A 23,416-nucleotide genomic window follows, 5' to 3' on the forward strand; every position below is an offset into this window, starting at 1 on the left:
AGTGGGCTTGGTCGAGCTGGCGAAGATCGCGGGCGTGTCGGTTTCGACCGCCTCCCGCGCCTTGTCCAATCATCCGCGTGTCGCGCGGGGCACACGCGAACGTATTGTCGCGCTGGCGCAGGAACATGGCTTTCGCTTGAACCAGACCGCCAGTGCGCTGCGCAAGCAGCGTACCGGGGTGATCGGCGTGGTGGTGCCGCTGGGGCATGAGGTCGATCAGGCGCTGTCCGATCCCTTCTTCATGGGGCTGCTGGGGGGCCTCGCAGACGCCCTTACGAAGCGCGGATATGACCTGTTCCTGTCGCGTGTGGTGCCCCAGGGCCCGCGCTGGCTGGACGACGTCATCGCCTCCGGCCGCGTCGACGGCATCATCCTCATCGGCCAGTCGGACCAGCTCGAGGCGATCGAGCGGGTGGCAACCAGCTACGAGCGCATGGTCGTGTGGGGCGCCGCGCGGCTGGGATCGAACCAGATCACCGTCGGCACCGACAATGTCACCGGTGGCGAACTGGCGGCGCAGCACCTGCTCCGGCGCGGGTGCCGGCGCCTCGCCTTTCTCGGCAATCCCGAAGCGCCGGAGTTCGCCGATCGATATACCGGCTTCCACACGGCAATCGCCGCGGCGTCGGGCGTGACGGAAACGGTGGTGCCGATCCACCTGACGATGGAAGACGCCTATCGCGAGATGGAGGCCTATCTCGCCGCCAATCCGGCACCGGACGGGATCCTTGCCGCCTCCGACGTGATCGCCATGAGCGCGATGCGCGCGCTGGCGGGACGAGGGCTTCGGGTGCCGGAGGACGTCGCGGTGATCGGCTATGACGACATTCTGCTCGCCGGCTACACCTCCCCGGCGCTCACGACCATTCGCCAGGATGTTGTCTACGGCGCCAATCTGCTCGTCGACCTGCTGCTGGCACGGATCGCGGGGCAGAATGTCGGATCCGTCGCGATGCTGCCGGAACTGATCGTCCGCGATTCCGCCTGAACCCGATCAGGCGTCGGCGGAAACCAGTACCTGGTGCAGTGCCGCCGCGATGGTGCGAGCGTCGAACGGCTTCTCGATGACGGTGACCGATTCGAGGCCGATCGGCAGATGGTCGCGACCATAACCGCTGACGAACAGGAAGGGGATCGCGCGGTCGACCAGTGCCGCCGCTACATCATCCACCAGCGCGCCCTGCAGATTGCCGTCGAGCAACACTGCATCGGCAGACGTGGCGGTGATCGCCGCCAGCGCCTCTTCCGCCGTGGATGCGACACCTGCCGCCACCATGCCGAGATCGCCGAGGATCGTGGCGAGTTCCAGCGCGACCAGCGGCTCGTCCTCCACGATCAGCACCCGTTTGCCGATCAGGGCTGCACTGCCGCCCGACGGGAGCACCGGCATCGGCTTGCGGCAACCGCGGGCCTCTCCGCGCAGCCGCACCGCGCTCGCATAGGGAATGGTGAGCTTCCACGCGACACCGTCGTCGCCATAGCTGGGGACCGCGCTGCCCCCCTCCGCCTTGAGGCTGCGCTCGATCAGCGCCGTGCCGAAGCCGCGCCGCGTCGGCGGTGCCACGACCGGTCCACCGCGCTCCTGCCAATCGACCTCCAGCATGCCGTCGCGTACGCCCCAGTGAAGCGCCACGCGGCCTTCCGGCACGGACAGCGCACCATATTTGTGCGCATTCGTCGCCAGCTCGTGGAGGACCAGGGCAAGATGCAGCGCCGGCTCGGGCGCCAGATCGACGGAGGGCCCGCCCGTATCGATTCGGGTCGGATCAATGGTGCCGGTCTGTAGCTGGCCCTCCACCAGTTCCTGCAGGCTGGCGCCCTGCCAGGTGGTGCTGCTGAGCAGCGAATGGGCCCGCGCGAGCGCGTGGATACGGCCGATAAAGGTAGGCGCGAAGTCCGACGGCCCGGAGGAATGGCGCAGCGTCTGGGTGGCGATCGCCTGCACCGAGGCGAGCGTGTTCTTCACCCGGTGGTTGAGCTCGCCGATCAGCAGCCGCTGGGTTTCCTCGGCGCGTACCCGATCGGTGACGTCGAGAATCTGGGTGTTGACCGAGAGCAGCGACCCATCCGCCCCCAGCAGTGCCGAGCCATAGACTTCGCAGTCGAGCGTCACGCCCACGGCCGTCCGCAGGCGCAGCGGCCGCATGTCGCGGAGCTGCTCGCCGATGATCATGCCCCGGATCATCGTGTCGAACCGCGCGGCATGTTCGGCATCGAGCCATTCGAGCTCGGACGGGCGCAGGCCGGAAACCTCCGCCGCACGCCAGCCGAACATCCGCTCGGCTCCGGCCGACCAGGCGATGATCCGCTGATCGGCATCGAACTCGACGATGGCGAGCGGCGAATTGTCACGATGCGCCTTCAGCCTTGCGAGCGCGGCGGCGTGGCGATCGCGCTGATGCGCGATCTCCTGCCGCTGCCGCGCCAGCTCGACGAAAATCTCGACCTTGTTGCGCACGATCTGCGGATCGACGGGCTTGAGCAGATAATCGACCGCGCCGGTTTCATAGCCGCGGAAGCGGCGGCGTTCGTCGGTGGCGACGGCGGTCAGGAAGATGATCGGCACCCGGCGAGTGCGCTCGGTACCGCGCATCAGTTCGGCGAGTTCGAACCCGTCCATGCCCGGCATCTGCACGTCGAGCAGCGCCAGCGCGACGTCGTGCACCAGCAGCAGCTCCAGCGCCTCCATGCCGGAGGCGGCGGTAAGCAGCTCCAGCCCGTCCTGGGCGAGCAATGCCTCCAGCGCGATGAGGTTTTCGGGCACGTCGTCGACGGCGAGGACCTTTACCGGATCACGCATCGGCGATCGCCTGCAGCGCCACGGTGTTGCGGCGGTAGATCCGCTCACCAGCGTCGAAATCGGCAAAAGCACCCGCATGGCGCGAGAAGCGCAGCGTCTCGCGCGCGCCCAGCCCCAGGAAGCCGCCGCGCACCAGCGACTCCCCGAACAGCCCAAGCGCGCGATCCTGCAGGCCGCGATCGAAATAGATCAGCACGTTCCGGCTGGACACCAGATGCGCCTCGGCGAACACCTGGTCGGTGGCGAGGCTATGTTCCGCGAACACCGCGCGGGCACGAAGGCTCTTGTCGAACACCGCGCCACCATAGGCCGCCGTGTAGTAATCGGAAAGCGAGCTATGCCCGCCGGAAAGCCGGTGATTCTCGGTAAATTGCGGAATCCGAGCCAGATCGAATATCCCCGCCTCGGCCTTGGCGAGCGCCGCCGGGCTGATATCCGTGCAATAGAAGATCGTCCGGTCCTCCAGCCCCTCTTCGCGGAAGAGGATGGCGAGCGAGTAGAATTCCTCGCCATTGGCGCAGCCGGCGATCCACACCTTGAGCGACGGCCAGGTACGCAGATGCGGCACCACCTTCTCGCGCAACGCCCGGAAATAGGCCGGATCGCGGAACATCTCGCTCACCTGGATGGTGAGGAACCCCATCAGTTCGGCGAACATGGCGGGCTCGCGCAGCAGCCGATGCTGGAGATGCGAGAACCCCTCGCAGCCAAAGCGGTGGCAGGCGCGCTCCATCCGCCGATGCAACGATCCGCGCGAATAGCCGCGAAAGTCGTACTGATAGTGCCGCCAGATCGCTTCGAGCAGCAGGTCGAGTTCGATCTCCTCATGCGCCGGGAAAACCTCGTCGATCACCGCGGCATCCACACCCGCACCAGGCTGAGCAGCTTGTCGATGTCGAGCGGCTTGGCGAGATAGTCGTTCGCACCGGCGTCCAGGCACTCCTGCTGGTCGCGCGCCATCGCCTTTGCGGTGAGCATCAGGATCGGCAGCGTCTTGCCCCAGGATTGCTTTCGGATCTCGCGCGTGGCGGTGAGGCCGTCCATCTCCGGCATCATCACGTCCATCAGCACGAGATCGACCGGGTCGGTGAGATGGCGCACGGACTCGTCCAGCGCGTGCAGCGCCTCGCGGCCGTTGCGGGCGATGCGAACCTTGACCCCATGCGGCTCGAAAATGCTCGTCAGGGCATAAACGTTCCGGATGTCGTCCTCGACCACCAGGATCGAGCGGCCTTCCAGCGCGGCGTCGCGGCCCAGCGCCTTGGCGATCAGTGCCTGCTGCGGCTCTGGCAGCTCGGACACGACCTGATGGAGGAACAGCGTTACCTCGTCGAGCAGTCGCTCGGGCGACTTGGCGCCCTTGACGATGATCGACTTGGAATATTTGCGCAGGCGCAGCTCTTCGTCCGGGCTGAGGTCGCGACCGGTATAGACGATCACCGGCGGGAACCCGACGCTGTCGTCCTCGCTCAGCCGGTCGAGCAGGTCGAGACCCGACGCATCCGGCAGGTTGAGGTCGAGTACCATGCAGTCGAAGGTTTCCTGGCCGAGCCGTTCGAAGGTCTGTGCGGCGGAATGGGCCTGCACCGTCTCCACCTCCCGCGAGGCGAGCAGCGCCTTGACGCTTTCCGCCTGCTGCGCGTCGTCCTCCACCACCAGCACGCGCCGCATCCGCTGCGACATCCGCGCCTCCAGGCCCTCGAGCATGTCGACCAGCTGCTCGCGCTTTACCGGCTTGAACAGATAGCCGACCGCGCCGCTCGACAGCGCCGCCTGGCTGTCGTCGTCGACCGAGACGACATGCACCGGGATGTGCCGGGTGCGCACGTCGCGCTTGATCCGGTCGAGCACCGACAGACCGGTATGGTCCGGCAGGTTCATGTCGAGGATCACCGCGTTCGGCACATATTGCCGCGCCAGCAACGCGCCCTCGTCGGCGGTGCCGGCGATCAGGCACTGAAAGCCCAGATCATGGGCGATGTCGCACAGGATGCGCGCAAAGACGGGATCGTCCTCGACGATCAGGATCACGCGCGAGTCACCCGACAGCGTCTCGCGATCGTCCTCGCATGGCTCGGCGCTGCGGCGGCGGCCGGGCTTGGGATTGGAGGGCAGCGGCTTGATCGGCGCCGGGCTGGGGCTCGGCAACGGCGCGGGGGTCTGGACCAGCGCCGGATCATAGACGTCGGGCAGCACGAGCGAGAAGGCACTCCCCTCGCCCGCCACGCTCTCGACCAGCACCTCGCCGCCGAGCAGCCGCGCCAGCTCGCGCGAGATCGACAGGCCCAGGCCGGTGCCGCCATATTTGCGGCTGACCGTACCGTCCGCCTGGCGGAACGCTTCGAAGATCACCTGCTGCTGCTCGGCCGGGATGCCGACGCCGGTATCCCGCACCGTGAAGGCGATCCGCCCGTCCGGCCGCCGCGAAACGCCCAGCGACACCTCGCCCCTGGCGGTGAACTTGATCGCGTTCGACAGGAAGTTCTTGAGCACCTGCTCCAGCCGCTGCGGATCGGTCTCGATCTCGCCCGGCGCGCCCGCCGCCTGCTCGATGTGGAAGCCCAGCCCCTTGGCGGTGGCGGAGGCGCCGAACACCGCCTTCAGCTTGTCGAGCATCGGCGCGATGCGGACGCGGCGCGGCTGCAGCTCCAGCTTGCCTGCCTCGATCTTCGAGATGTCGAGAATGTCGTTGATCAGCGTGAGCAGGTCGTTGCCCGAGGTCTCGATCGTCTCGGCGTGCCGGACCTGGTCCGCGCTGAGGTTGCCCGCACGGTTCTCCGCCAGCAGCCGCGCCATGATCAGCAGCGAGTTGAGCGGGGTACGCAGCTCATGGCTCATATTGGCGAGGAATTCCGACTTGTAGCGGCTGGCCTGCTCCAGATCGGCGGCCTGCTGCTCCAGCGAGCCTTGTGCGCGGGCGAGTTCGTCGCGCTGCAGCTCCAGCGCGCGGGTCTGGGCCTCCAGCTCGGCATTGCTCTGTTCGAGCGCGGTCTGCTGCGCCTCCAGCCGGGCGGCGGTATCCTGCAGCTCGCGGCTCTGCGCCTCCAGCTCGTCGTTGTTGACGCGCAGTTCCTCGCTCTGGACCTGCAGTTCCTCGGCCTGCTTCTGCGTCTGCTCGAGCAGTTCCCGCAGCCGGGCGCGATACTTGCCGGAGCGGATCGACACGCCGAGCTGGCCGCTGATCCGCTCCAGCAGGCTCTGCACCTGCGGGTCGACCGCGCCGGGCAAGCCGAGCTCGAGCACCCCGTTGATCTCGCCATCCGCCTCGGTGACGCCGATCAGCAGCGTGCGCGGCTGCGCCTGGCCGAGGCCGGAGCCGTAGTAGAGATAGCCCTCCGGCACCTGATCGAGCACGAACTGCCGCCGATCAGCGATCGCCTGGCCGAGCAGTCCCTCACCCGGCTTGACCCACTCCGGCAGCGGCGCATCGCCCGGCACCGCATAGGTGCCCCGGCGCCGGAAACCCGCGCCGCTCCGGTCGCGCACGAAGATTGCCCCAGCCTGCGCGCCGGTATAGTCGGCGAGGAAGCGCAGCGCCGCCGTCGCCAGCTCGTCGAGCGGCAGTTCGCCGGCCACGGCCTTGGCGAGGCCGACCTGCCCCGATTGCAGCCATTCCTCGCGCTGGATCGCCAGCCGGTTCCGGATGAAGGCGAAGCCGATCCCCGCCAGGATCCAGATGATCGCGGTGCCGAGGATGCGGTTGACCAGCACCACCTGCGGGTCGACCCCCGGCGGCGCGAGCGTGAACCCGGCGAAGTTGAGCAGCGTGGCCAGCGCGGCGACGACCAGCGGCACCGTCGGCCGCCCTGCCGTATAGGCGATCACCGTCGGCAGCAGATAGCCCGCCCAGGTCGCGGTGCCGAGCGGCAGCACTGTGTCCGCGCCGAACGGCAGGACCAGAAGGGCGCCTAGGCCGGCATGGAGGGAGAACGAGGATTTTCGGCTGCGCTGGCTGGGCGACATAAGGAAACTCAAAGAGATAGAAGGTTACCGGCGTACCCGTCTTTACCCTGCCGCTGCAACCCCGTGTGCGGGGCACGACCTTCGCTCCTCGCCCTGAACCATCCTCCCTCCCGGCGGTTTCTCCCAGCAACTTCAGGAGACGGCAGATGGCGAAGCAGACGAGCGACTTTTTCGTGGAGCGGCTCAAGGCCTGGGGCGTGACGCGGATCTACGGCTATTCGGGCGACGGCATCAACGGCGTGCTCGGCGCGCTGCAACGCGCCGAAGCTGCGGGCGACGGCATCGACTTCATCCAGGTCCGCCACGAGGAAATGGCCGCCTTCATGGCCAGCGCGCACGCAAAGTTCACCGGCGAGCTGGGCGTGTGCCTTTCCACCGGCGGGCCAGGCGCGACGCACCTCGTCACCGGCATGTACGATGCCAAGCTCGACCACGTCCCCCTGCTGGCCATCGCCGGTCAGGCCGAAAGCACCGTGCGCGGGGCCAGCTACCAGCAGGAGCTCAACCTCGACCGGCTGTTCTCGGACGTGTGCGGCTATGTGCAGGAGGTGTCCGCCCCGGCCCAGCTCCGCCACGTCACCGATCGCGCGATCCGTATCGCGATCGCCAATCGCGACGTGACCGCGATCGTGCTCCCCAAGGACGTGCAGGACGAGCCGTACCAGGACCCGCCGCTCCAGCACGGCTTTACCCGCTCCGGCCCCGGCTATGTCCGCCCGCAGGTGGTGCCGCCGGCAAGCGCGCTGGCGCAGGCCGCGGAGATCCTCGATGCCGGGCAGAAGGTCGCGATCCTGATCGGTGCCGGCGCGCGTGGCGCAGAGGCACAGGTGATCGAGATTGCCGAGCGCCTGGGCGCCGGTGTCGCCAAGGCGCTGCTCGGCAAGGACGTGCTGGCGGACGACCTGCCTTTCGTCACCGGTGCGATCGGGCTGCTCGGCACCAAGCCTTCGTCGGACATGATGGCGGGCTGCGACACGCTGCTGATGATCGGCACCGGCTTCCCCTGGGCCGAGTTCCTCCCCGAGGAAGGCCAGGCGCGCGCCGTGCAGATCGACATCGATCCGGCGATGCTTGGCCTGCGCTATCCGGTGGAGTGCAACCTTCATGGTGGCGCGGCGGAGACGCTGAAGGCACTGCTCCCCCTGCTCCAGCGCAAGGAGGACCGCAGCTGGCAGGAAGGCATCGCCCACGAAGTCGCCAAATGGTGGAAGACGATCGAGGCGCGGGCGATGGCGGAGGCGAACCCGGTCAACCCGCAACGCGTGGTGTGGGAAATGTCGCCGCGGCTCCCCGCCAACGCCATCGTCACCTCGGATTCGGGTTCCTGCGCCAATTGGTATGCGCGCGACTATCGCGTGAAGGCGGGGCAGCGTGCCTCGCTGTCGGGCGGGCTCGCCTCGATGGGCGCGGCGGTGCCCTATGCGATCGGTGCCAAGTTCGCCCATCCCGATCGGCCGGTGGTGGCGCTGGTCGGCGACGGCGCGATGCAGATGAACAACATGGCTGAGCTGATCACTGTCGCCAAATACTGGCAGCGCTGGGCCGACCCGCGCTTCATCGTCTGCGTGTTCAACAACCAGGATCTCAACGAGGTCACCTGGGAACAGCGGGTGATGGAGGGCAATCCCCGCTTCCCGACCACGCAGGACATCCCCGACGTGCCCTATGCCCGCTTCGCCGAACTGATCGGGCTGCAGGGCATCCATGTCGACACGCCCGAGGCGCTGGGCGATGCCTGGGACGCCGCCCTGCGCGCCGACCGGCCGGTGGTGCTGGAGGTCAAGACCGACCCGGACGTCGCCCCCTTCCCGCCGCACCTGACGCTTGCGCAGGCCAAAGGCTTCATGTCGTCCATGCTCAAGGGCGATGCGGGACGCGGCGGCGTGATCAAGGAAACGGTGCGGCAGATCGCCAAGGAGATCACGGGCTAGTCAGAGCCCCAGCACCGCGCGGTCCGCCGTTGCCGCCGCGAGGTCAGCGCGCGCGACCAGCGCCTGGTACCGCGCATCCAGCGCCCGCAGCCGGGCGTCGGTCGCGCTTTCCTCGCGCTGGTTGATCAGGAAGAAGTCGCTGGCGCCCATGTCGAAGCGGCGCTGCTCGGCCACCGCCATCTTGCCTGCCAGGTCGGCCTCCTGGCCGGCAAGGTCGGCGACCTTGTCGGCACCCTCGATGCCGATGGCAATGCCCTTCACCTCGATGGCGATCTGTTCCTCCAGCATCCGGTGGCGGGTGCGAAGGCCGTCGATCTCCGCCCGGGCCTCGGCAATGCGCCCGCGCGCACTGCGCCGCTCGAGCGGTACCGAGAATTTCACGCCGACCATCGCCTCCGCCGGCGTGCGGGACGGGCCACCCAGGCCGATCGCACCGACGTCCTTCCCCAGCTCCGCCCGGGCATCAAGACGCGGCTTGAGGTCGTTCTCGGCAAGGTCGAGACGGGCCAGCGACTGGTCGATCCGCACCAGCACGGTCTTCAGATCGGGGCGCAGGAACGGCCCGGCCTTGCGCGGAGCGATCGCCAGTTCGGGCAGTGCCTCCGGCAATTGCTCCGCGGCAGGAACCAGCGGCACGCCGTTTCCGTCGCGCCAGAAGAAGGAAAGCGCATTGGCAGCCTCCGCGAACTTCTGTTCGGCCTGCGCCACCAGCGAGCGGCGGCGGGCCAGGTTCTGGTCGTTCTCGGTGATCAGGATCTGCGGCCGGGCACCCAGCTGCACCTGGCGCGCCAGCTGCGAGCGGCGCTTCTCGGAAAGGGCCAGCAGGTCCCGATACGCCTTCAGCCGGAGGCCCGCGACTGCCCAGGCCTGATAGGTGCTCATCGCCCGGCGCTGCACGCCGATCGCCACCATCTCGCGCTCCAGCCGCGCGACGTCGACGTCCTGGTCGGCGAGGCGCAGCTTGGTCCGGCGCTCGTCGGTCACTCGGTCGCGGAGCAGCGAGAAGACCGCGCCGACTTTGAACTCGCCGAGCTGGTTGGTGTAGGCCTTGTCCTCATAGACCGGGAACTTGCCGCGGGAGACACGGTAGCCGGCGTAGAGCCCGCCGCCATTGTTATCGAGCGCGCGGCTGGCCTTCGCCTCCACCACCGATCCGTCATAATAGCCGAAGGCACGCGCCTGCGCATCGACGTCGAACACCACGTCGAACGCGCCCTCGGCGCTCAACGCCTTGCCCTCGGCCTGGCGCTGCTTGGCCAGCGCCTCGATGATCTGCGGCGCGTTCTGCGCCGAGGAGCGCAGCACCTGGTCGAGCGTGAGAGGCCCTTGCGCCGCGGCGGGCACCGCGAACGCCAGAGCGACGAGAGCGAGCAGTTGCCGGATCATTTCTTTTTCTTCTTGTAGATGTCCATGCCCTTGTCCTCGCCCTTGTCCGAGCCGGTGCCGAATTCGAGCGGGAAGTCGTTGAGCTGGCGCCAGAGTTCATAGCCGACCGGCACCGTTTCGCCCTGTACCCAGCCGCGCACCTTGGCGCCGAGGCGCACGAAGCGGTCACCCGGCCAGACCGGGGTGCCCGGCATGGGTTCGATCAACACGCGGAACAGGCCGTCGGGCATTGCCGAGGGATCGACCGAGCGCACCCGCCCGTCGAACAGCCCCCAGGCCATGGAGGGCCAGCCGCTCAGCTGGATTGCGGGCCAGCCTTCGAACTCCAGCCGCACGCGGCGCCCCGGATGGACAAGCGCGACGTCGCGCCCATCGACCATCAACTCGACCACGCGCTCGGTGCTGCCTTCCGGCGCCAGCGTCGCCAGCTCGGTGCCGGCACTTACCAGCGTTGCGCCGGCGGCGGCGTTCAGCGTCTGGATGCGGCCGTCGCGGGGCGCGCGAACGATCTGCACCGCCTGGCGGTTGAGCGACACCTCGATCCGGTTCAGCTTGGCCCGCGACTCCGCGAGCTTGGCCCCCTGATCGGCGACGCGGATCTGCGCCTGTTCATAGTCGCGACGCGCCGCAAGCCCCTCGTTGAACAGGGTCCGTGCGCGATTGACGTCGATCGAGGCCACGGCACGCGCGCTTTCGACCGACGAAATCTCGGCCAGCACCTGGTCGCGCTCGGCGGCGAGGCGGGCGAGCAGTTCCGGGTCGTTGTCCGAGATCTTGGCGATCGGATCGCCTTTCTTCACCGCCTGGCCGTCGGTGACGAACCAGCGCTCGACCCGTCCCGGCACCATTGCGGTGACGGATTGCACCCGATCGTGGGGATCGAGCGCTACGACCTGCCCCCGTCCCGGCGCCGTCTGCACCCAGGGAACATAGACCATGGTGACGCCGAGCAGCGCCACTGTAATGACGATCATCCACGCGATCGCCCGGGCGATCCGCGGCAGGCGCATCGCGGCAAGGGTCGGAAAATGGCCGATATGATCGGGCTTAAAGGGCATTGCGAGCCTCCAGATCGGCAAGCGCGGTGCGGAGCTGGTCCACCGTGTCGAAGCGGGTCTGGGCAGTCTTGCCCAGCCACAGATAGCCGTCGCGGCGGATCGCCTCCGGCCGCCCCGTGAACAGCAGCACCGTCGTACCGGCCTCGCGCAGCGCATCGAGCGCCGCAGTCAGCCGCTCGATCGGCATCAGGTCGTACAAGGGGCTCAGCAGCAGCACCTTGGGCCGGGCGAGCAGTGCATTGGCGAGCTTCAACGCCATCAGCTCGCCGATCGACAGCGGATAGCCCGATGCGGCGAGCGGCGTCTCCATTCCTTCCGGGAGCTGCCCGATACGGGCGTCGAGCCCGACCAGCGCCAGTGCATCGAGCACCTTGCCGGCGGGGATCCCCGCGCCGGCCAGGCCCAGATACTCGCGGATGCTGATCTCGACGATCGTCGGCCGATCGAGCACGATCACGTCCGAACGGAGCCGGTAGACGTCGAGCGCCTCGAGATCGACGCCGCCCACCATCACCAGGCCGCGGTCGGGCTGGGTGTTGCGCTTGAGCAGCATCGCAAGGCGGCTGTCCATTGCCGGCGCGCCGACCGCGATCAGCTGCGCGCCCGCGGGAATGGTCAGGTCGATCCGGGCGTCGCCGGCCTCGACCTCGCGCAGTCGCACCTCGCCATTGCCCGGCGCTTCGGTGCTGCGGGTATGGGTCTCGTGCGGTATCGCGTACAGCAGCGAAACTTCCTCCGCCGCCGCGGCCATGTCGTAGAAGGCGTCGAGATAGTGGCCGAGCTGGCCGAGGCCATAGAAGACGCCCGACAGGATCAGTTCGGCGGCGACCAGCTGGCCGATCGACAACTGCCCCTGCAGGATCAGCCAGCCGCCCATCGCCAGCAGCGCGGCGCTCGCGCTGGCGTAGAGCAGCAGATAGGCGCAGGTCTGGGTGAAGCTGAAGCGGAAATGGCGGCGGTGCGCGGCGACATAGGCGGCGGTCATCGATTCCGACCCGTCCATCGCGAAGTCGAGATGGCGGCTGGACTTGTAGAATCCGTTCGAGGTGCCCAGCCCCTCCAGCCAGCGCGCCGCATTATGCTTGGCATGGCTGAGCGCCACCGCCGAGCGGATCGCGCCGGGCGACCAGAGCTGCCAGATCAGCCAGACCAGGGTGATGAGGATCACGTTGAAGGCCAGGAAGAACGGATGGTAGAAGCTGGTGACCACCAGCCCCACCACCGACTGGAGCAGAATGGTGAAGCCGCCGATGACGAGGCTCGGCACGCTCTTCTGCACTGTCATCAGGTCAAAATATCGATTGAACAGGTCGATCCGGCGCGCATCGGCGAAGAAAGGATTGCGGGCGTGCACCACCCGGACGGTGATCTCGGCCACCGTGCGCGCGAACAGGCGCCGCTCGAACAGCGCCATGATGTGGACGCGCAGCGCGCTGAGGATCACCACGATCAGCAGCAGCGTGAACAGCATCGCCGATAGCGTGATCAGCGGCGCCGGTAGTGCGATCTTGGCCACGCTGTTGATCAGCAGCTGCACCGAGATTGGGGTGGCCAGCGACAACAGGCTGATGGCGACGCCATAAACCATCGCCAGCCGCAGATAGCCGCCATCGGGCCCGATCACCTCGCTCAGCCAGCCGCGTACCTGCGCCCAGCCGATCTTCTGTTTTGCCATCGCTACGTCAGCTCCCTTCACGATCGATGAAGTGCGTGCGGTGCACCATAAGCACAATGGTGCGCCGGCTATATCATCGATAGGATATTCCTATGTCTTCGACGCAGGCGACCAATTCCTGTGCCAGTCTCTTATAGGCTGCCGCCCGCGCCACCCCGCTCCGCCAGAGCAAGCCGAGCTCGCGATAGTGCCGCCCGGCGTGGAACGGCCGCGCGACCACGTCGTCGCCGGCGCGAATCTCCTGCCGCACATAGAGCTCGGGCAGCACCGCCAGCCCCATGCCCATGCCGGCCATCTGGCGGATCGCATCCAGACTGGTGCCTTCGTAATCGTCCCGCACCCGTGCGCCCGCCTCCTCGGCGATGGCGATGGTCTGCTCGGCCAGACGGTAGCTGCGCTGGAGCGTGAGCAGGTCCTGCCCGGCCAGATCCTCGCTGCCGATCGTGGTGCGGGCGGCTAGCGGGTGATCCGCGGCCATGGCAAGGTGCAGCGGCTCGCGGAACAGCCGCTCGACATGCGCGCCGGCGGCCTGCAGCGGCAGTTGCGCCAGGATCACGTCGTGTGCCCCTGCCGCCAGGCCTTCCACCAACAGCGCCGGCGGGTTTTCGCGGACATGCACACGCAGATCATGGAACTGCTGGTGCAATCGCGCGACCAGCCGCGGCAGCAGATAGGCGCCGATGGTGGGCGTCACGCCCAGCCGGATCGTGCCGAGCAATGCCGTATCCCCGGCACCCGCCAGTTCACCCAGATCGCGGACCTCCAGCAGGATGCGCTGCGCACGCGCCGCCACTTCGCGGCCAAGCGGCGTGAGGAAGGCGCGCGCACCGCGTTCCACGAGCGGCGCGCCCAGCGCATCCTCCAACTGGCGAATCGACTGGGAAAGCGAAGGCTGGCTGACGCCCGAAACCGCGGCCGCCCGGGTGAAGCTCGCCTGCTCGCCCAGTGCAACCAGATAGCGCAATTGCCGCAAGCTGATCTGCTGTTCGAAGCCGGATATCTTCAGGTCCATACAGCTTCATTGAAGCATAAACATGACAGCTTCGCCTACGGTCTTCTCCGTCAGCGCGCGGTGGCTGCGGCGAGGATCGCATGCGCGGTGCTGCGGGGAAGCAGCAGGTGGCGCAGCATCTCGACATCGTTGGCGATCGCCACCGGGTCTTCCGCCAGCGCCGCCTCCAGCGCAGCCCGCAGCCAGGGGCTGGTGCCGGGATGCGCCAGCACCCAGGCGACGCGCCGCTCGATGCCGGCAAGCTCCACCTCGGGCTCCGCCACACGCAGTGAAGGGGCGATTTCGATCCGCATCGTCAAACCTCCTGTGCGAACGGCTGCCAGCGCAGTCCCCCGACGTAGCGCCAGGCGACCTTCCCGAATTCGTCGATGGCCAGCAGATGCAGCCAGCGATGGTCGAACAGCGCCCGCACCGCGTCATGCCGGGCAAGCACGTCGCTGATCGCCGCCGTCGGCGCCTCGATCACCACGGCAAGCCGCAGCGGATCGTGCACGAGCCGCTGGCCGTCGTGCACCGACTGCCAGGGCAGCCCGCCCCGCAGCAGCCCGCCATTGCCTTCGAGCACGCCGATCCCGCCGACCGCATTGTGGAGCAGCTTGTTCCCGGCCCCGAACACGCCGGGCGCAACGCTGGAGCCGTAATATTGCAGGCTGATCCAGCTGGCGACCACCACCGGCGCGGTGAGGATGAGTTCCAGCACCCCCAGATCGGCGTCGGCGCGCCAGTCATAGTCATGGAGGAAGGCACGTCCGCCCAGCGACCTTCCGGCCGTGCGGCTGCGCGGCGCGGCGATGAAGGCGCTGCATCCGGCAAGGCCCCATTCGGGCCGTACCTCCGCCCAGTCGCGACCGCGGGCGAGGACATGCCGCACGCCCTCCGCCCGCGGCAAGCGAACGGCGCGGGCGACGGCGGCTTCGACGGAGGCCTGCGCCAAGGCCTGTTCCACCGCCGCGAGCAGCGGGGCGGGCACTGCGGCATCCTCGTGGAACAGCTGGATGCGATCGCTGGTCGTATCGTGCAGACCGCCGATCATCACCGTCTCGGCAGGAATGTCGATGCCCCGCTCCGCCAGCCCCTTGCGCACCACCGGATCATTGAGAAGTCCCGCCAGCAGCCGCGCATTCACGTCACCGCCATGGCCGCCGCACGCCCCGCACTGAAGCGCGCTGGCGTGGAGATTGTTGGTCACGCCCGCGCCGTGTCCCACCAGGATCACCAGCGGCGCAAAGTCGCTGGTCAGCGACATGGCGCGCAGGATCCGCTCGGCAGCATCGACGGCGTCCCGCTGCGGCAAGGGCGGATGGAAGCGCGGCTTGCCCCGCGTCCGGGGTGCAGCGCCAAGACCCAGCGTGTTCTTCAGCAGCTTGGCGGCATAGGCCAACCCCGCCGCCTCGACGAAGGCGAAGGAAGAGACTGCCGCCTGCTTGAACCTTCCCCACGCGCGATCGCCGCGCGCATTGGCATGGTCGAGCGCCTCGAGATGCGGGTCGCCGCCATCATCGCTGGTCAAACCCGGCCGGAGCAGCACCGGCAGCCGCGCCTCGCCATCGCACGCGGCGTGCGGCCGATGCGCAGTGGCGATACCGAAGAAACCGGCGAAACCCTTGGTGCGGATTCCCGGCGCCACCCGCTCGATCGCAGCTCGGATCGGCTCCGATCGCACGTCGATGCAGAACGCCATCTGCGCGATCGGCATCGTTGCCCCTGCCGCTGCCGCCGGCGCGTGCAGCCGTGCGACCAGCCGCCGTTGTTCGGCGATCTCGGCGGCGTGCTGGAGGATGGCGTCGATGCAGCAATCCTGGCTTGGCCGCGTCGGCGTTTCATAGGTGCGCGCGGCGTCCGCCCAGCGCTCCCGCAAGGCAGCGCCGCCCAGTTCCCACAGTGCCGCTTCCCAGAGCAGTCGCACCGCGAGCAGATCGACCAGCGTGCCATCGGCACCGCTCGCCAGTTCCGCCTGCCAGCGACGATAGCGGGCGAACTGCGCCCACCCGCCAAGGCTCATCAGCAGCCGCTCGAAATAGCGTTCCGCCGCCTCGGCGCGAAGGCCGAGCCGGGCGGCGCTGACGGCGATGGCATCGCTCGCCGTGGCCGGCGCTGCGCCGACAAAGGCGCGGAAGCCGGCCATGCCATGGATTTCGGGCGTGCGATCAAGCGCGGCCTGTTCGCGCCATCCGGCATAGGCGCCCTGCCCCTGCGGCGCCGCCCACAGCGCCTGCCCGGCATCGAAATAGCTGCCAGCCCAGCCGCCGATCTGGTCGGCGATCACGGACGACCAGTCGGTGTGCCCTGGCACCGCGGCGATCTCCGCCAATGTCGGATGGGGAACGGGATCGACGCCGTCGTGCCGGATCTCGATCAGGAAATGTTCGAACGGGTGCGGCCGCTCGCCCGCGGGCGTCGCCTCCCACGCGGCGTAAAGGTCGCTCTCGTAAATGGCGCCTTCGGCGATCCGGGCGCGATACCAGGCACGCGGCATGGTCGCCCTGGCGCCGCCGCTCCGGGCCAGCCAGGCGGAGGCCTGCGCGAGGCTGCGGCGGGTATGGCCCAGGAACGGGTTCACCGCGACGCTGGTCGCCAGCGGCCAGAGCGGCGGTACGGCGCGGGCAGCCTGTTCGGCGGCCTCCAGCAGCAGCCCGACATAGCTGGGCTGCGGCGCATGGGATTGCGGGTCGGCACTGCGATACATGGGATCAAGCCTTTCCGATGACCCGGCTGCCGATCACCCGATCGAGCAGCGCGTTGACGTAGAAACCGTGGGAGAGATGCGTGCGCAGACGCTGCGCCGCCGGATGGTCGCACCACAGCGGCAGCATCGCCTGGGCCACCGCGATGCCGCCGAAAGCGACCAGGGCGACGCCGAGCAGCACCCATTGGAACGGCCCCGGCGCGGGGACCGGCGGCAGGGTGCCGATGGTGAGCCATTCGGCGGCGTCGTGCAGGAGGAAATAGGCAGAGGTCGCGAGGATCGCGAAGCCAAGGGTGCGCTGGAGCAGCGGCTTCGGTGCGGCCGGGCTCATCCCCTGCACGATCAGATAGGCGACGCCGAATACCAGGATCGCGCCCAGTGCCACTGCCTGGGGTGGCTTCGCCCAAGCTCCGAAGCCGATCGCGAGCGCCCCATAGAGGATTGCCGCCCCCAGCATCGCCAACCCGACGGCCGCGCCGTCCGGCTTCGCCACCGGCCCCAGCCGCCGCGCCGCCGCTATCCGCTCGACCGCGCCGCCGGAGGAGAGGAAGGCATGCGCCTTGTAGAGCGAGTGCGCGACGATGTGCAGCAAGGCCAGGTAGAACAGGCCGAGCCCGCACTGCAGCAGCATGAAGCCCATCTGGGCGACGGTCGACCAGGCGAGTTGGGTCTTGATCGCCGGCTGGGTGGGCAGCACCAGGCTGCCGAACAGCGCGGTGAAGCCGCCCAGCACCGCCAGCAGCGCCAGCGCCGATGGCGAGGTCAGCATCACATCCGCCAGGCGGATCAGCAGGAAGCCGCCGGCATTGATCACCCCGGCATGGAGCAGCGCGGAGACCGGAGTCGGCGCCTCCATCACCTCGGTCAGCCAGCCGTGCAGCGGGAACTGCGCCGATTTCAGCATCGCAGCAAGCGCGATACCCCAGGCGGCGAGCGTCATCGCGCGCGGTGCCTCCCCCATGCGTGCCGCCTCCAGAAGGGCGGCGATGTCGGTGGTGCCGGTCGCCCGCCACAGCAGCAGCGCCGATCCGATCAGCAGCAGGTCGGCCAGGCCGGTGCTCAGCGCCTTCTTGCGGGCGGCGCGGCGGGCTGCAGCCCGCTCCGGATAGAAGAGCAGGAGGCGGCGCAATCCCTGCCCGATCGCAATCCAGGCGAAGACCAGTTGCGGCAGCGTTCCCGCCGTCACCAGCAGCATCACGCTCGCCAGCGTGAGCGCCAGCCAGGCCATGAAGCTGCCTTGCCGCGCCTCACCGTCGAGATAGGTGGCGGCGAAACGCACCACGACCCAACCGACGAAGCTCACCAGCACCAGCATGGTGACGCTCACCACATCCAGCCGGGTCGCCACCAGCGTGGCGACGCTTGCCGGCGCGAGCGTGCGCGGCCCGGCCACTGCCGTCCATATCGCCAGCGCGATCGCCGCGATCAGCGCGCCGAACGCGGCGAGCGGCACCACCCGCAGCGTCCATCCGGGCCGGAACTGCCGCCCGGCTGCCGCAGCGACTGCCGCCGCCGCGAGAAGCGTCGGCCCGGCATTCGCCAACCACCACATGCTCACACCCGATCTCCTTCTTCTGTGGGCGGAGCGTTAGGCGTGCGAAACGATCAGATAAAATTCATTGTATGGCACGTATCGTTCGCTTTATGAGAACGTCATGCGCGATCTGAACTACAACCATCTTCGATATTTCTGGGCGGTCGCCCATGACGGCAACCTCACGCGGACGGCCGAGAGGATGGCCGTTTCACAGTCCGCGCTCTCCACCCAGATCCGCAAGCTGGAGGAACGGCTGGGCCATGCCCTGTTCGAGCGCGAAGGCCGTCGGCTGGTGCTCACCGAAGCCGGACGGATCGCGTTGGACCACGCGGATTCGATCTTCGCGACCGGCGACGAACTGCTGGACGTGCTGCGCGAGACCGGCCGCACGCGCCAGGCGGTGCGGATCGGCGCGCTGGCGACGCTGTCGCGCAACTTCCAGATCGGATTCGTCCAGCCCCTGCTCCACCGGGCCGATGTGGAGCTGGTGCTGCGCTCGGGCAGTGCGGCGGAGCTGATGCAAGCGCTCGCGAGCCTGCAGCTCGATGTGGTGCTGGCCAACCGCCCGCCCGCCCGCGATGCGATCACGCCCTATCTTTCCCACAAGATCGCCGAGCAGCGCGTGAGCCTCATCGGTCGCCCCGGCATCGCCGGCGACACCAGCCTTGCCGCGCTGCTCGCCACCCAGCCTCTGGTACTGCCGACGCTGGAAAGCAGCGTGCGCGCCGCCTTCGATGCGCTCGCTGCAACCTTGGGCGTGCGCCCCCAGATCGCCGCCGAGGTGGACGACATGGCGATGATGCGTCTGCTCGCCCGCGAGGGCGTGGGGCTGGCCGTGCTTCCCCCGATCGTCGTGCGCGACGAGCTGGCGGCGGGCAGCCTGGTCGAACTCGATCAGCTTCCGCAGGTCACCGAGAGCTTTTACGCCGTCACGCTGGATCGGCGCTTCCCCAACCCGCTGGTGGCCGCGCTGCTGCGCGACGCTGCCGCGGCACAGGCATAGCCGCCGGTCCGGGAGCCGGACCGCGTGCCGATGTCGATTCTCCAAAATTAGTAGGATTGGGCTAGGTGCAAGGGATGGAGATGCGAAAGATTTGCAGCGGCTGCCGCGACGGCACCGATTTCGCCATCCCGTTCGGCATGGCGTTCCAGCCGATCGTCGACACGCTGACGGGCGCGCCGTTCGCCTATGAAGCGCTGGTGCGCGGCGCAGACGGGACAGGCGCGATCCACGTCCTGTCGCAGGTGACGGACGCCAATCGCTACGCCTTCGATCAGGCCTGCCGGGTCAAGGCCATTGAAACCGCGATGGCCGCCGGGCTGATGGCCACCGGCGCTTTCCTCTCCATCAACTTTCTGCCCAACGCCGTCTATTCGCCGATGGCCTGCATCCAGCTGACGCTGCAGACCGCGCGCAAGGCCGGGCTGCCGCTGGACCGCCTGATCTTCGAGTTCACCGAGAACGAGCAGATGGGCTCGCCCGAACATGTCGCCACGATCATCGAATCGTACAAGCAGATCGGCTTCAAGGTCGCAATCGATGATTTCGGCGCCGGACATTCGGGCCTCGATCGTTTCGCCCGCTTCGCACCGGACGAAGTGAAGCTGGACATGGAGCTTGTGCGGAACATCGACGGCGATCGTCGACGCCAGGCGATCGTGCGCGCCGTCGCGGGCCTTTGTGCCGAACTCGAAACGCTGCTGATCGCCGAGGGGATCGAAACCGCTGCCGAGGCCGCGACGCTGCGCGACCTCGGCGTGCGCTATCACCAAGGCTATTGGTACGCGCGACCGGCCCTCGGCGTGCTGCCCGCCATCAGCGAGGACGCGCTCCGCGCCCGACCCGACTAGTCCTGCCGCGCCTTGGCCTATACAGGGACCAGGAGCCCGCCCCGGGCGACACAGCATCGCAGGCAAGATCCATGACCGTCCTCATCCAGGAAGCCGATCTGATCGAGAGCGTCGCCGACGCGCTCCAGTACATCTCCTATTACCACCCGATGGATTATATCCGCGCGCTGGGCGACGCCTATGAGGCCGAGCAGGGCCCCGCCGCCAAGGATGCCATCGCCCAGATCCTGACCAACAGCCGGATGTGCGCGGAGGGGCATCGCCCGATCTGCCAGGATACCGGCATCGTCACCGTGTTCATCAAATGGGGCCAGAAGTGCGTGCTGGACAGCGAGCGTTCGCTGCAGGACGTCGTCGATGAAGGCGTGCGCCGCGCCTATCTCCACCCAGAGAACCGTCTGCGCGCCTCGATCCTGCGCGATCCGGCCTTTTCCCGCGTCAACACCAAGGACAATACCCCTTGCGTGCTCAACGTCGAGATGGTGCCCGGCGACCATGTCCATGTCGAGCTGGCGGCCAAGGGCGGCGGCTCGGAGAACAAGTCGAAGTTCGCGATGCTCAACCCGAGCGATTCGATCGTCGACTGGGTGCTCGAGATGGTCCCGAAGATGGGTGCCGGCTGGTGCCCGCCGGGCATGCTCGGCATCGGCATCGGCGGCACCGCCGAGAAGGCCGTGACGCTCGCCAAGCAGTCACTGATGGGCGACATTGACATGGCCCAGCTCAAGCTGCGCGGGCCGCAGAACGATATCGAAAAGCTGCGCATCGAGATCTTCGACAAGGTCAACGCGCTGGGCATCGGTGCGCAGGGCCTGGGCGGGCTCGCCACGATCCTCGACGTGAAGATCCTCGACTATCCGACGCACGCCGCGTCGAAGCCGATCGCGATGATCCCGAACTGCGCCGCCACCCGCCACGCGCATTTCAGCCTCGACGGCAGCGGCCCGGTCTATCTCGACCCGCCGAGCCTGGACGAATGGCCGAAGGTGGAATGGGCGCCGTCGAAGGAATCGATCCGCGTCGATCTCGACACGCTGACCCCCGAAGTTGTGGCGAGCTGGAAGCCGGGCGATCGCCTGCTGCTCAACGGCAAGATGCTCACCGGCCGCGACGCCGCGCACAAGCGCATCCAGGACATGCTGTCGCGCGGCGAGGAACTGCCGGTCGATTTCAAGGGTCGGGTGATCTATTATGTCGGCCCGGTCGATCCGGTGCGTGACGAAGTCGTCGGCCCCGCCGGCCCCACCACCGCGACGCGGATGGACAAGTTCACCGAGATGATGCTCGCCCAGACCGGGCTGATCGCGATGGTCGGCAAGGCGGAGCGTGGTCCGGTGGCGATCGAAGCGATCCGCAACCACAAGGCCGCCTATCTGATGGCGGTGGGCGGTGCGGCCTATCTCGTCTCCCGCGCCATCAAGGGCGCGCGCGTGGTCGGCTTCGAGGATCTCGGCATGGAAGCGATCTACGAATTCGACGTGAAGGACATGCCGGTGACGGTCGCCGTCGACGCGACCGGCGAGAGCGTCCACCACACCGGTCCGCTGGTGTGGCGCGAGAAGATCGCCAAGGAACGGCTGCTCCAGCAGGCCTGAGACGATGGGCACGCCCGCCGAGACGCGGTGGCGCCGCCGCGCGCGCATCGTGCTGGCGTGCCTGTATCTGCTGGCGGGCGTGCTGCACCTGTGGGTGCCGCGCCCGTTCCTGCACATCACCCCTGCATGGGTGCCCTATCCGGCCCTCGTCATCGCCGGCACCGGCCTGTGCGAGATCGCCGGCGCAATGGGCCTGCTGACGGTGCGGCTGCGCAAGCTCGCGGGCGTGATGCTCGCGCTCTACGCGCTGTGCGTGTTCCCGGCGAACCTCCAGCACGCGGTGCAGGATCTATCGACCGGCACGGGGCTCGGCTGGGCCTATCACGCGCCGCGATTATTCGTGCAGCCGCTGCTCTGCTGGGGGGCGCTCTGGGCGGGTAGCGTCGGGCGTTAGCCCCCGAGCGCGTCCGCCAGGTGGCAGTTCTTGCCCGGCTTCAGATTCTCGACGCTCTCGACCTGCAGGATCGAGCCGCCATCCGGCCCCTCGACATAGCGGCCGATCACCTCGCCATAGGCGGGGAGCCTGGCCTTGCGGAGCGTGTCCATCGCATGTCCGCCAGGCGCATCGACCAGCGCATAGCGGTTCTCGACCAGGTCGCAGCGGCGCAGGACGATGGCGTTGCCGGACCGCTCCAGCGTGCCGATGAAGACATCGGCGCCCTCCTGCAGCGGCGTCGCGACGGCCAGCGCGATCAGCACGCCGATCACAGCGGGTTGCCGTCCTTGTCGAGTAGTTCGATCTTGTACGAACAGCCGTACAGCGTCTTGCCGGGGTGCGTCGCGACGTTGGACACGTTCAGGGCGATGCGGGTCCGGGCGCGGAAATGATCGCCATCGGCGGGATTGGTGACGTCGCGGATCACGCGCTCGCCGATGAACTTGCGGAACTTGATCTCGGCCTCCGCCTGCGCCCGCGTCACCTTGCCCGAGGCGACGAGCGCATCCACCAGCCCATCGGCGGGCATCGCATTCTCGATCTGCTCCTTGCCCGCGATCACCGCAGGATCGGGCTGATCGAGGATGGCCAATACCCCGGTCGAGGTGAAGGCGATGCGGCGCGTGCTGTACGTGCCGGACACGACGATCGGGGTGGGCAGTTCATATTCCTGCATCAGGAAATTTGGGGACTTCACTGCCTTCCACTGCCGCTTGGCGGCCAGCTTCTCCTCGCCGCTTATCGCCATGGCGAAGCTGTTGTAAGCCGGCGCTTCCAGCCGGCATTCGATGGCGTCCTTCACGTCGACGGTCGACGGATCGAAATCGTCCGCGGCGGAAGCGGTGTCCTGCATGGATGCGGCGAAGGAGGCTGCCGGCAACAGCGCGGCAAGCAGGGCAGTTCCGAGACGCGGGATCTTCATGGCCACCGGTTATTACGCGGCCGTCCAGGCGACAAGGAGTTCGCGCCGAACCGATGCGGTACCCAGGCCGGCCAGATCCTGCCCACTATTCCGGCAGGATCCGCACCCGGCGCTTGCCCCAATAGCTGAGGTCGACCGAGAAATGCACCGGCGCGCCCTTGCGCGTGAGGATCATCTGGTCGCCGCGGCCGCCTTCGCCGGTATAGGTGAAGGCCCAGCCCTGCTTCTTCAGCACCTCGGAAACCTTCAGGACCGCAGACTGATCGCGATCGTGCCAGAGGGTGATCTGCCGGAAGCCGCTGGCACCGTCGTCGCCGGTCAGGTCGAGCGCCGCCTCATAGGGGCCCTGCCCGAGCAGCATCACGCCCGAGCGGCGGCAGCGCAGATGCCCCCCGTCCATCTGCAGGCAGTCGTCGAACCCGGCGCGCTTCGCATCCGCCAGGCTACCGCTTACCGGCAGGCCGGCATAGGCAAGCGACGGCGGCGGCGGTGCGGGCGGCGCCGACTGGCAGCCGGCGATCAGCAGTGCCGCGGCCATGGCCGCCCCCCGGGATGCACTGCGAT

The 23,416-nt window shown here is 68.1% G+C and carries 19 protein-coding genes; 6 read left to right on the forward strand and 13 right to left on the reverse strand.

Annotation, left to right across the window (positions count from 1 at the left end; all coding sequences use genetic code 11):
* The first annotated feature begins 1 nt into the window (after position 1).
* Positions 2 to 988, forward strand: a complete 987-nt coding sequence (locus SPI01S_RS13125) for a LacI family DNA-binding transcriptional regulator (protein WP_084253453.1) — start codon at positions 2 to 4, stop codon at positions 986 to 988.
* Between the two features lie 6 nt (positions 989 to 994).
* Here SPI01S_RS13125 and SPI01S_RS13130 read toward each other — a convergent pair whose 3' ends face one another.
* Genes SPI01S_RS13130 through SPI01S_RS13140 form a run of 3 tightly spaced genes read right to left on the reverse strand, consistent with a single transcriptional unit; the run spans position 995 to position 6,763 of the window.
* Entirely contained in the window at positions 995 to 2,800 is a 1,806-nt protein-coding gene (locus SPI01S_RS13130; RefSeq protein ID WP_066723130.1) for a response regulator, read from the reverse strand.
* Positions 2,793 to 3,665: a CheR family methyltransferase gene (locus tag SPI01S_RS13135; protein ID WP_066723132.1), complete on the reverse strand. Its 873-nt coding sequence runs from the start codon at positions 3,663 to 3,665 to the stop codon at positions 2,793 to 2,795. Before SPI01S_RS13135 ends, SPI01S_RS13130 begins: the two co-directional genes overlap by 8 nt.
* A complete protein-coding gene (locus SPI01S_RS13140; RefSeq protein ID WP_066723134.1) occupies positions 3,650 to 6,763 on the reverse strand; it encodes a response regulator in 3,114 nt (1,037 codons plus the stop codon). The genes SPI01S_RS13135 and SPI01S_RS13140 overlap by 16 nt, the downstream gene beginning before the upstream one ends.
* Before the next feature lie 146 nt (positions 6,764 to 6,909).
* Between SPI01S_RS13140 and SPI01S_RS13145 the strand changes: the two genes are divergently transcribed.
* Positions 6,910 to 8,694, forward strand: coding sequence for a thiamine pyrophosphate-requiring protein (locus SPI01S_RS13145; RefSeq protein WP_066723136.1), 1,785 nt, complete (start codon positions 6,910 to 6,912; stop codon positions 8,692 to 8,694).
* On the opposite strand, the gene SPI01S_RS13150 is transcribed toward SPI01S_RS13145, so the two are convergent.
* The 7 genes from SPI01S_RS13150 to SPI01S_RS13180 all read right to left on the reverse strand — a co-directional run bounded on the left by SPI01S_RS13150 (position 8,695) and on the right by SPI01S_RS13180 (position 18,063).
* Complete coding sequence (locus SPI01S_RS13150; protein ID WP_066723138.1) at positions 8,695 to 10,080, reverse strand: TolC family protein; 1,386 nt, start codon at positions 10,078 to 10,080, stop codon at positions 8,695 to 8,697.
* Positions 10,077 to 11,138 carry an HlyD family secretion protein gene (locus tag SPI01S_RS13155; protein WP_066723140.1) on the reverse strand — a complete coding sequence of 354 codons (1,062 nt, stop codon included), beginning with the start codon at positions 11,136 to 11,138 and terminating at the stop codon, positions 10,077 to 10,079. Before SPI01S_RS13155 ends, SPI01S_RS13150 begins: the two co-directional genes overlap by 4 nt.
* Entirely contained in the window at positions 11,128 to 12,813 is a 1,686-nt protein-coding gene (locus SPI01S_RS13160; RefSeq protein WP_066723141.1) for an ATP-binding cassette domain-containing protein, read from the reverse strand. Before SPI01S_RS13160 ends, SPI01S_RS13155 begins: the two co-directional genes overlap by 11 nt.
* A gap of 73 nt (positions 12,814 to 12,886) precedes the next feature.
* Positions 12,887 to 13,825 carry a hydrogen peroxide-inducible genes activator gene (locus tag SPI01S_RS13165; RefSeq protein WP_066723143.1) on the reverse strand — a complete coding sequence of 313 codons (939 nt, stop codon included), beginning with the start codon at positions 13,823 to 13,825 and terminating at the stop codon, positions 12,887 to 12,889.
* 50 nt (positions 13,826 to 13,875) lie between these two features.
* Complete coding sequence (locus tag SPI01S_RS13170) at positions 13,876 to 14,118, reverse strand: hypothetical protein (RefSeq protein ID WP_066723146.1); 243 nt, start codon at positions 14,116 to 14,118, stop codon at positions 13,876 to 13,878.
* A gap of 2 nt (positions 14,119 to 14,120) precedes the next feature.
* Positions 14,121 to 16,511: a YbcC family protein gene (locus tag SPI01S_RS13175; RefSeq protein ID WP_066723148.1), complete on the reverse strand. Its 2,391-nt coding sequence runs from the start codon at positions 16,509 to 16,511 to the stop codon at positions 14,121 to 14,123.
* A gap of 4 nt (positions 16,512 to 16,515) precedes the next feature.
* Positions 16,516 to 18,063, reverse strand: a complete 1,548-nt coding sequence (locus tag SPI01S_RS13180; RefSeq protein WP_066723151.1) for a proton-conducting transporter transmembrane domain-containing protein — start codon at positions 18,061 to 18,063, stop codon at positions 16,516 to 16,518.
* A 103-nt stretch (positions 18,064 to 18,166) separates the two neighbouring features.
* Between SPI01S_RS13180 and SPI01S_RS13185 the strand changes: the two genes are divergently transcribed.
* The 4 genes from SPI01S_RS13185 to SPI01S_RS13200 all read left to right on the forward strand — a co-directional run bounded on the left by SPI01S_RS13185 (position 18,167) and on the right by SPI01S_RS13200 (position 21,888).
* Positions 18,167 to 19,051, forward strand: a complete 885-nt coding sequence (locus SPI01S_RS13185) for a LysR family transcriptional regulator (RefSeq protein ID WP_066723272.1) — start codon at positions 18,167 to 18,169, stop codon at positions 19,049 to 19,051.
* 80 nt (positions 19,052 to 19,131) lie between these two features.
* Entirely contained in the window at positions 19,132 to 19,899 is a 768-nt protein-coding gene (locus SPI01S_RS13190; RefSeq protein ID WP_174539107.1) for an EAL domain-containing protein, read from the forward strand.
* A 71-nt stretch (positions 19,900 to 19,970) separates the two neighbouring features.
* On the forward strand, positions 19,971 to 21,494 hold the full coding sequence (locus SPI01S_RS13195; protein ID WP_066723155.1) for a fumarate hydratase: 1,524 nt from the start codon (positions 19,971 to 19,973) through the stop codon (positions 21,492 to 21,494).
* A 4-nt stretch (positions 21,495 to 21,498) separates the two neighbouring features.
* A complete protein-coding gene (locus SPI01S_RS13200; protein ID WP_066723158.1) occupies positions 21,499 to 21,888 on the forward strand; it encodes a DoxX family protein in 390 nt (129 codons plus the stop codon).
* Here the strand turns inward: SPI01S_RS13200 and SPI01S_RS13205 are convergent.
* From SPI01S_RS13205 to SPI01S_RS13215, 3 genes are all read right to left on the reverse strand, one after another.
* A complete protein-coding gene (locus SPI01S_RS13205; RefSeq protein ID WP_066723162.1) occupies positions 21,885 to 22,202 on the reverse strand; it encodes a hypothetical protein in 318 nt (105 codons plus the stop codon). The genes SPI01S_RS13200 and SPI01S_RS13205 overlap by 4 nt on opposite strands.
* Positions 22,199 to 22,852: a hypothetical protein gene (locus SPI01S_RS13210; RefSeq protein ID WP_066723164.1), complete on the reverse strand. Its 654-nt coding sequence runs from the start codon at positions 22,850 to 22,852 to the stop codon at positions 22,199 to 22,201. The genes SPI01S_RS13205 and SPI01S_RS13210 overlap by 4 nt, the downstream gene beginning before the upstream one ends.
* A gap of 85 nt (positions 22,853 to 22,937) precedes the next feature.
* Positions 22,938 to 23,390, reverse strand: coding sequence for a hypothetical protein (locus SPI01S_RS13215; RefSeq protein ID WP_066723167.1), 453 nt, complete (start codon positions 23,388 to 23,390; stop codon positions 22,938 to 22,940).
* Between the last annotated feature and the right edge of the window lie 26 nt (positions 23,391 to 23,416).

This window comes from Sphingomonas pituitosa NBRC 102491, assembly GCF_001598435.1.
Classification (GTDB): Bacteria; Pseudomonadota; Alphaproteobacteria; order Sphingomonadales; family Sphingomonadaceae; genus Sphingomonas; species Sphingomonas pituitosa.

What these genes read in the sequence shown, in the direction of transcription:
- SPI01S_RS13130 (WP_066723130.1), bottom strand. Translation starts at nt 2,800, where the DNA reads ATGCGTGATCCGGTAAAGGTCCTCGCCGTCGACGACGTGCCCGAAAAC.
- SPI01S_RS13140 (WP_066723134.1), bottom strand. Translation starts at nt 6,763, where the DNA reads ATGTCGCCCAGCCAGCGCAGCCGAAAATCCTCGTTCTCCCTCCATGCC.
- SPI01S_RS13145 (WP_066723136.1), top strand. Translation starts at nt 6,910, where the DNA reads ATGGCGAAGCAGACGAGCGACTTTTTCGTGGAGCGGCTCAAGGCCTGG.
- SPI01S_RS13150 (WP_066723138.1), bottom strand. Translation starts at nt 10,080, where the DNA reads ATGATCCGGCAACTGCTCGCTCTCGTCGCTCTGGCGTTCGCGGTGCCC.
- SPI01S_RS13155 (WP_066723140.1), bottom strand. Translation starts at nt 11,138, where the DNA reads ATGCCCTTTAAGCCCGATCATATCGGCCATTTTCCGACCCTTGCCGCG.
- SPI01S_RS13160 (WP_066723141.1), bottom strand. Translation starts at nt 12,813, where the DNA reads ATGGCAAAACAGAAGATCGGCTGGGCGCAGGTACGCGGCTGGCTGAGC.
- SPI01S_RS13165 (WP_066723143.1), bottom strand. Translation starts at nt 13,825, where the DNA reads ATGGACCTGAAGATATCCGGCTTCGAACAGCAGATCAGCTTGCGGCAA.
- SPI01S_RS13170 (WP_066723146.1), bottom strand. Translation starts at nt 14,118, where the DNA reads ATGCGGATCGAAATCGCCCCTTCACTGCGTGTGGCGGAGCCCGAGGTG.
- SPI01S_RS13175 (WP_066723148.1), bottom strand. Translation starts at nt 16,511, where the DNA reads ATGTATCGCAGTGCCGACCCGCAATCCCATGCGCCGCAGCCCAGCTAT.
- SPI01S_RS13180 (WP_066723151.1), bottom strand. Translation starts at nt 18,063, where the DNA reads ATGTGGTGGTTGGCGAATGCCGGGCCGACGCTTCTCGCGGCGGCGGCA.
- SPI01S_RS13185 (WP_066723272.1), top strand. Translation starts at nt 18,167, where the DNA reads ATGCGCGATCTGAACTACAACCATCTTCGATATTTCTGGGCGGTCGCC.
- SPI01S_RS13190 (WP_174539107.1), top strand. Translation starts at nt 19,132, where the DNA reads ATGCGAAAGATTTGCAGCGGCTGCCGCGACGGCACCGATTTCGCCATC.
- SPI01S_RS13195 (WP_066723155.1), top strand. Translation starts at nt 19,971, where the DNA reads ATGACCGTCCTCATCCAGGAAGCCGATCTGATCGAGAGCGTCGCCGAC.
- SPI01S_RS13200 (WP_066723158.1), top strand. Translation starts at nt 21,499, where the DNA reads ATGGGCACGCCCGCCGAGACGCGGTGGCGCCGCCGCGCGCGCATCGTG.
- SPI01S_RS13210 (WP_066723164.1), bottom strand. Translation starts at nt 22,852, where the DNA reads ATGAAGATCCCGCGTCTCGGAACTGCCCTGCTTGCCGCGCTGTTGCCG.
- SPI01S_RS13215 (WP_066723167.1), bottom strand. Translation starts at nt 23,390, where the DNA reads ATGGCCGCGGCACTGCTGATCGCCGGCTGCCAGTCGGCGCCGCCCGCA.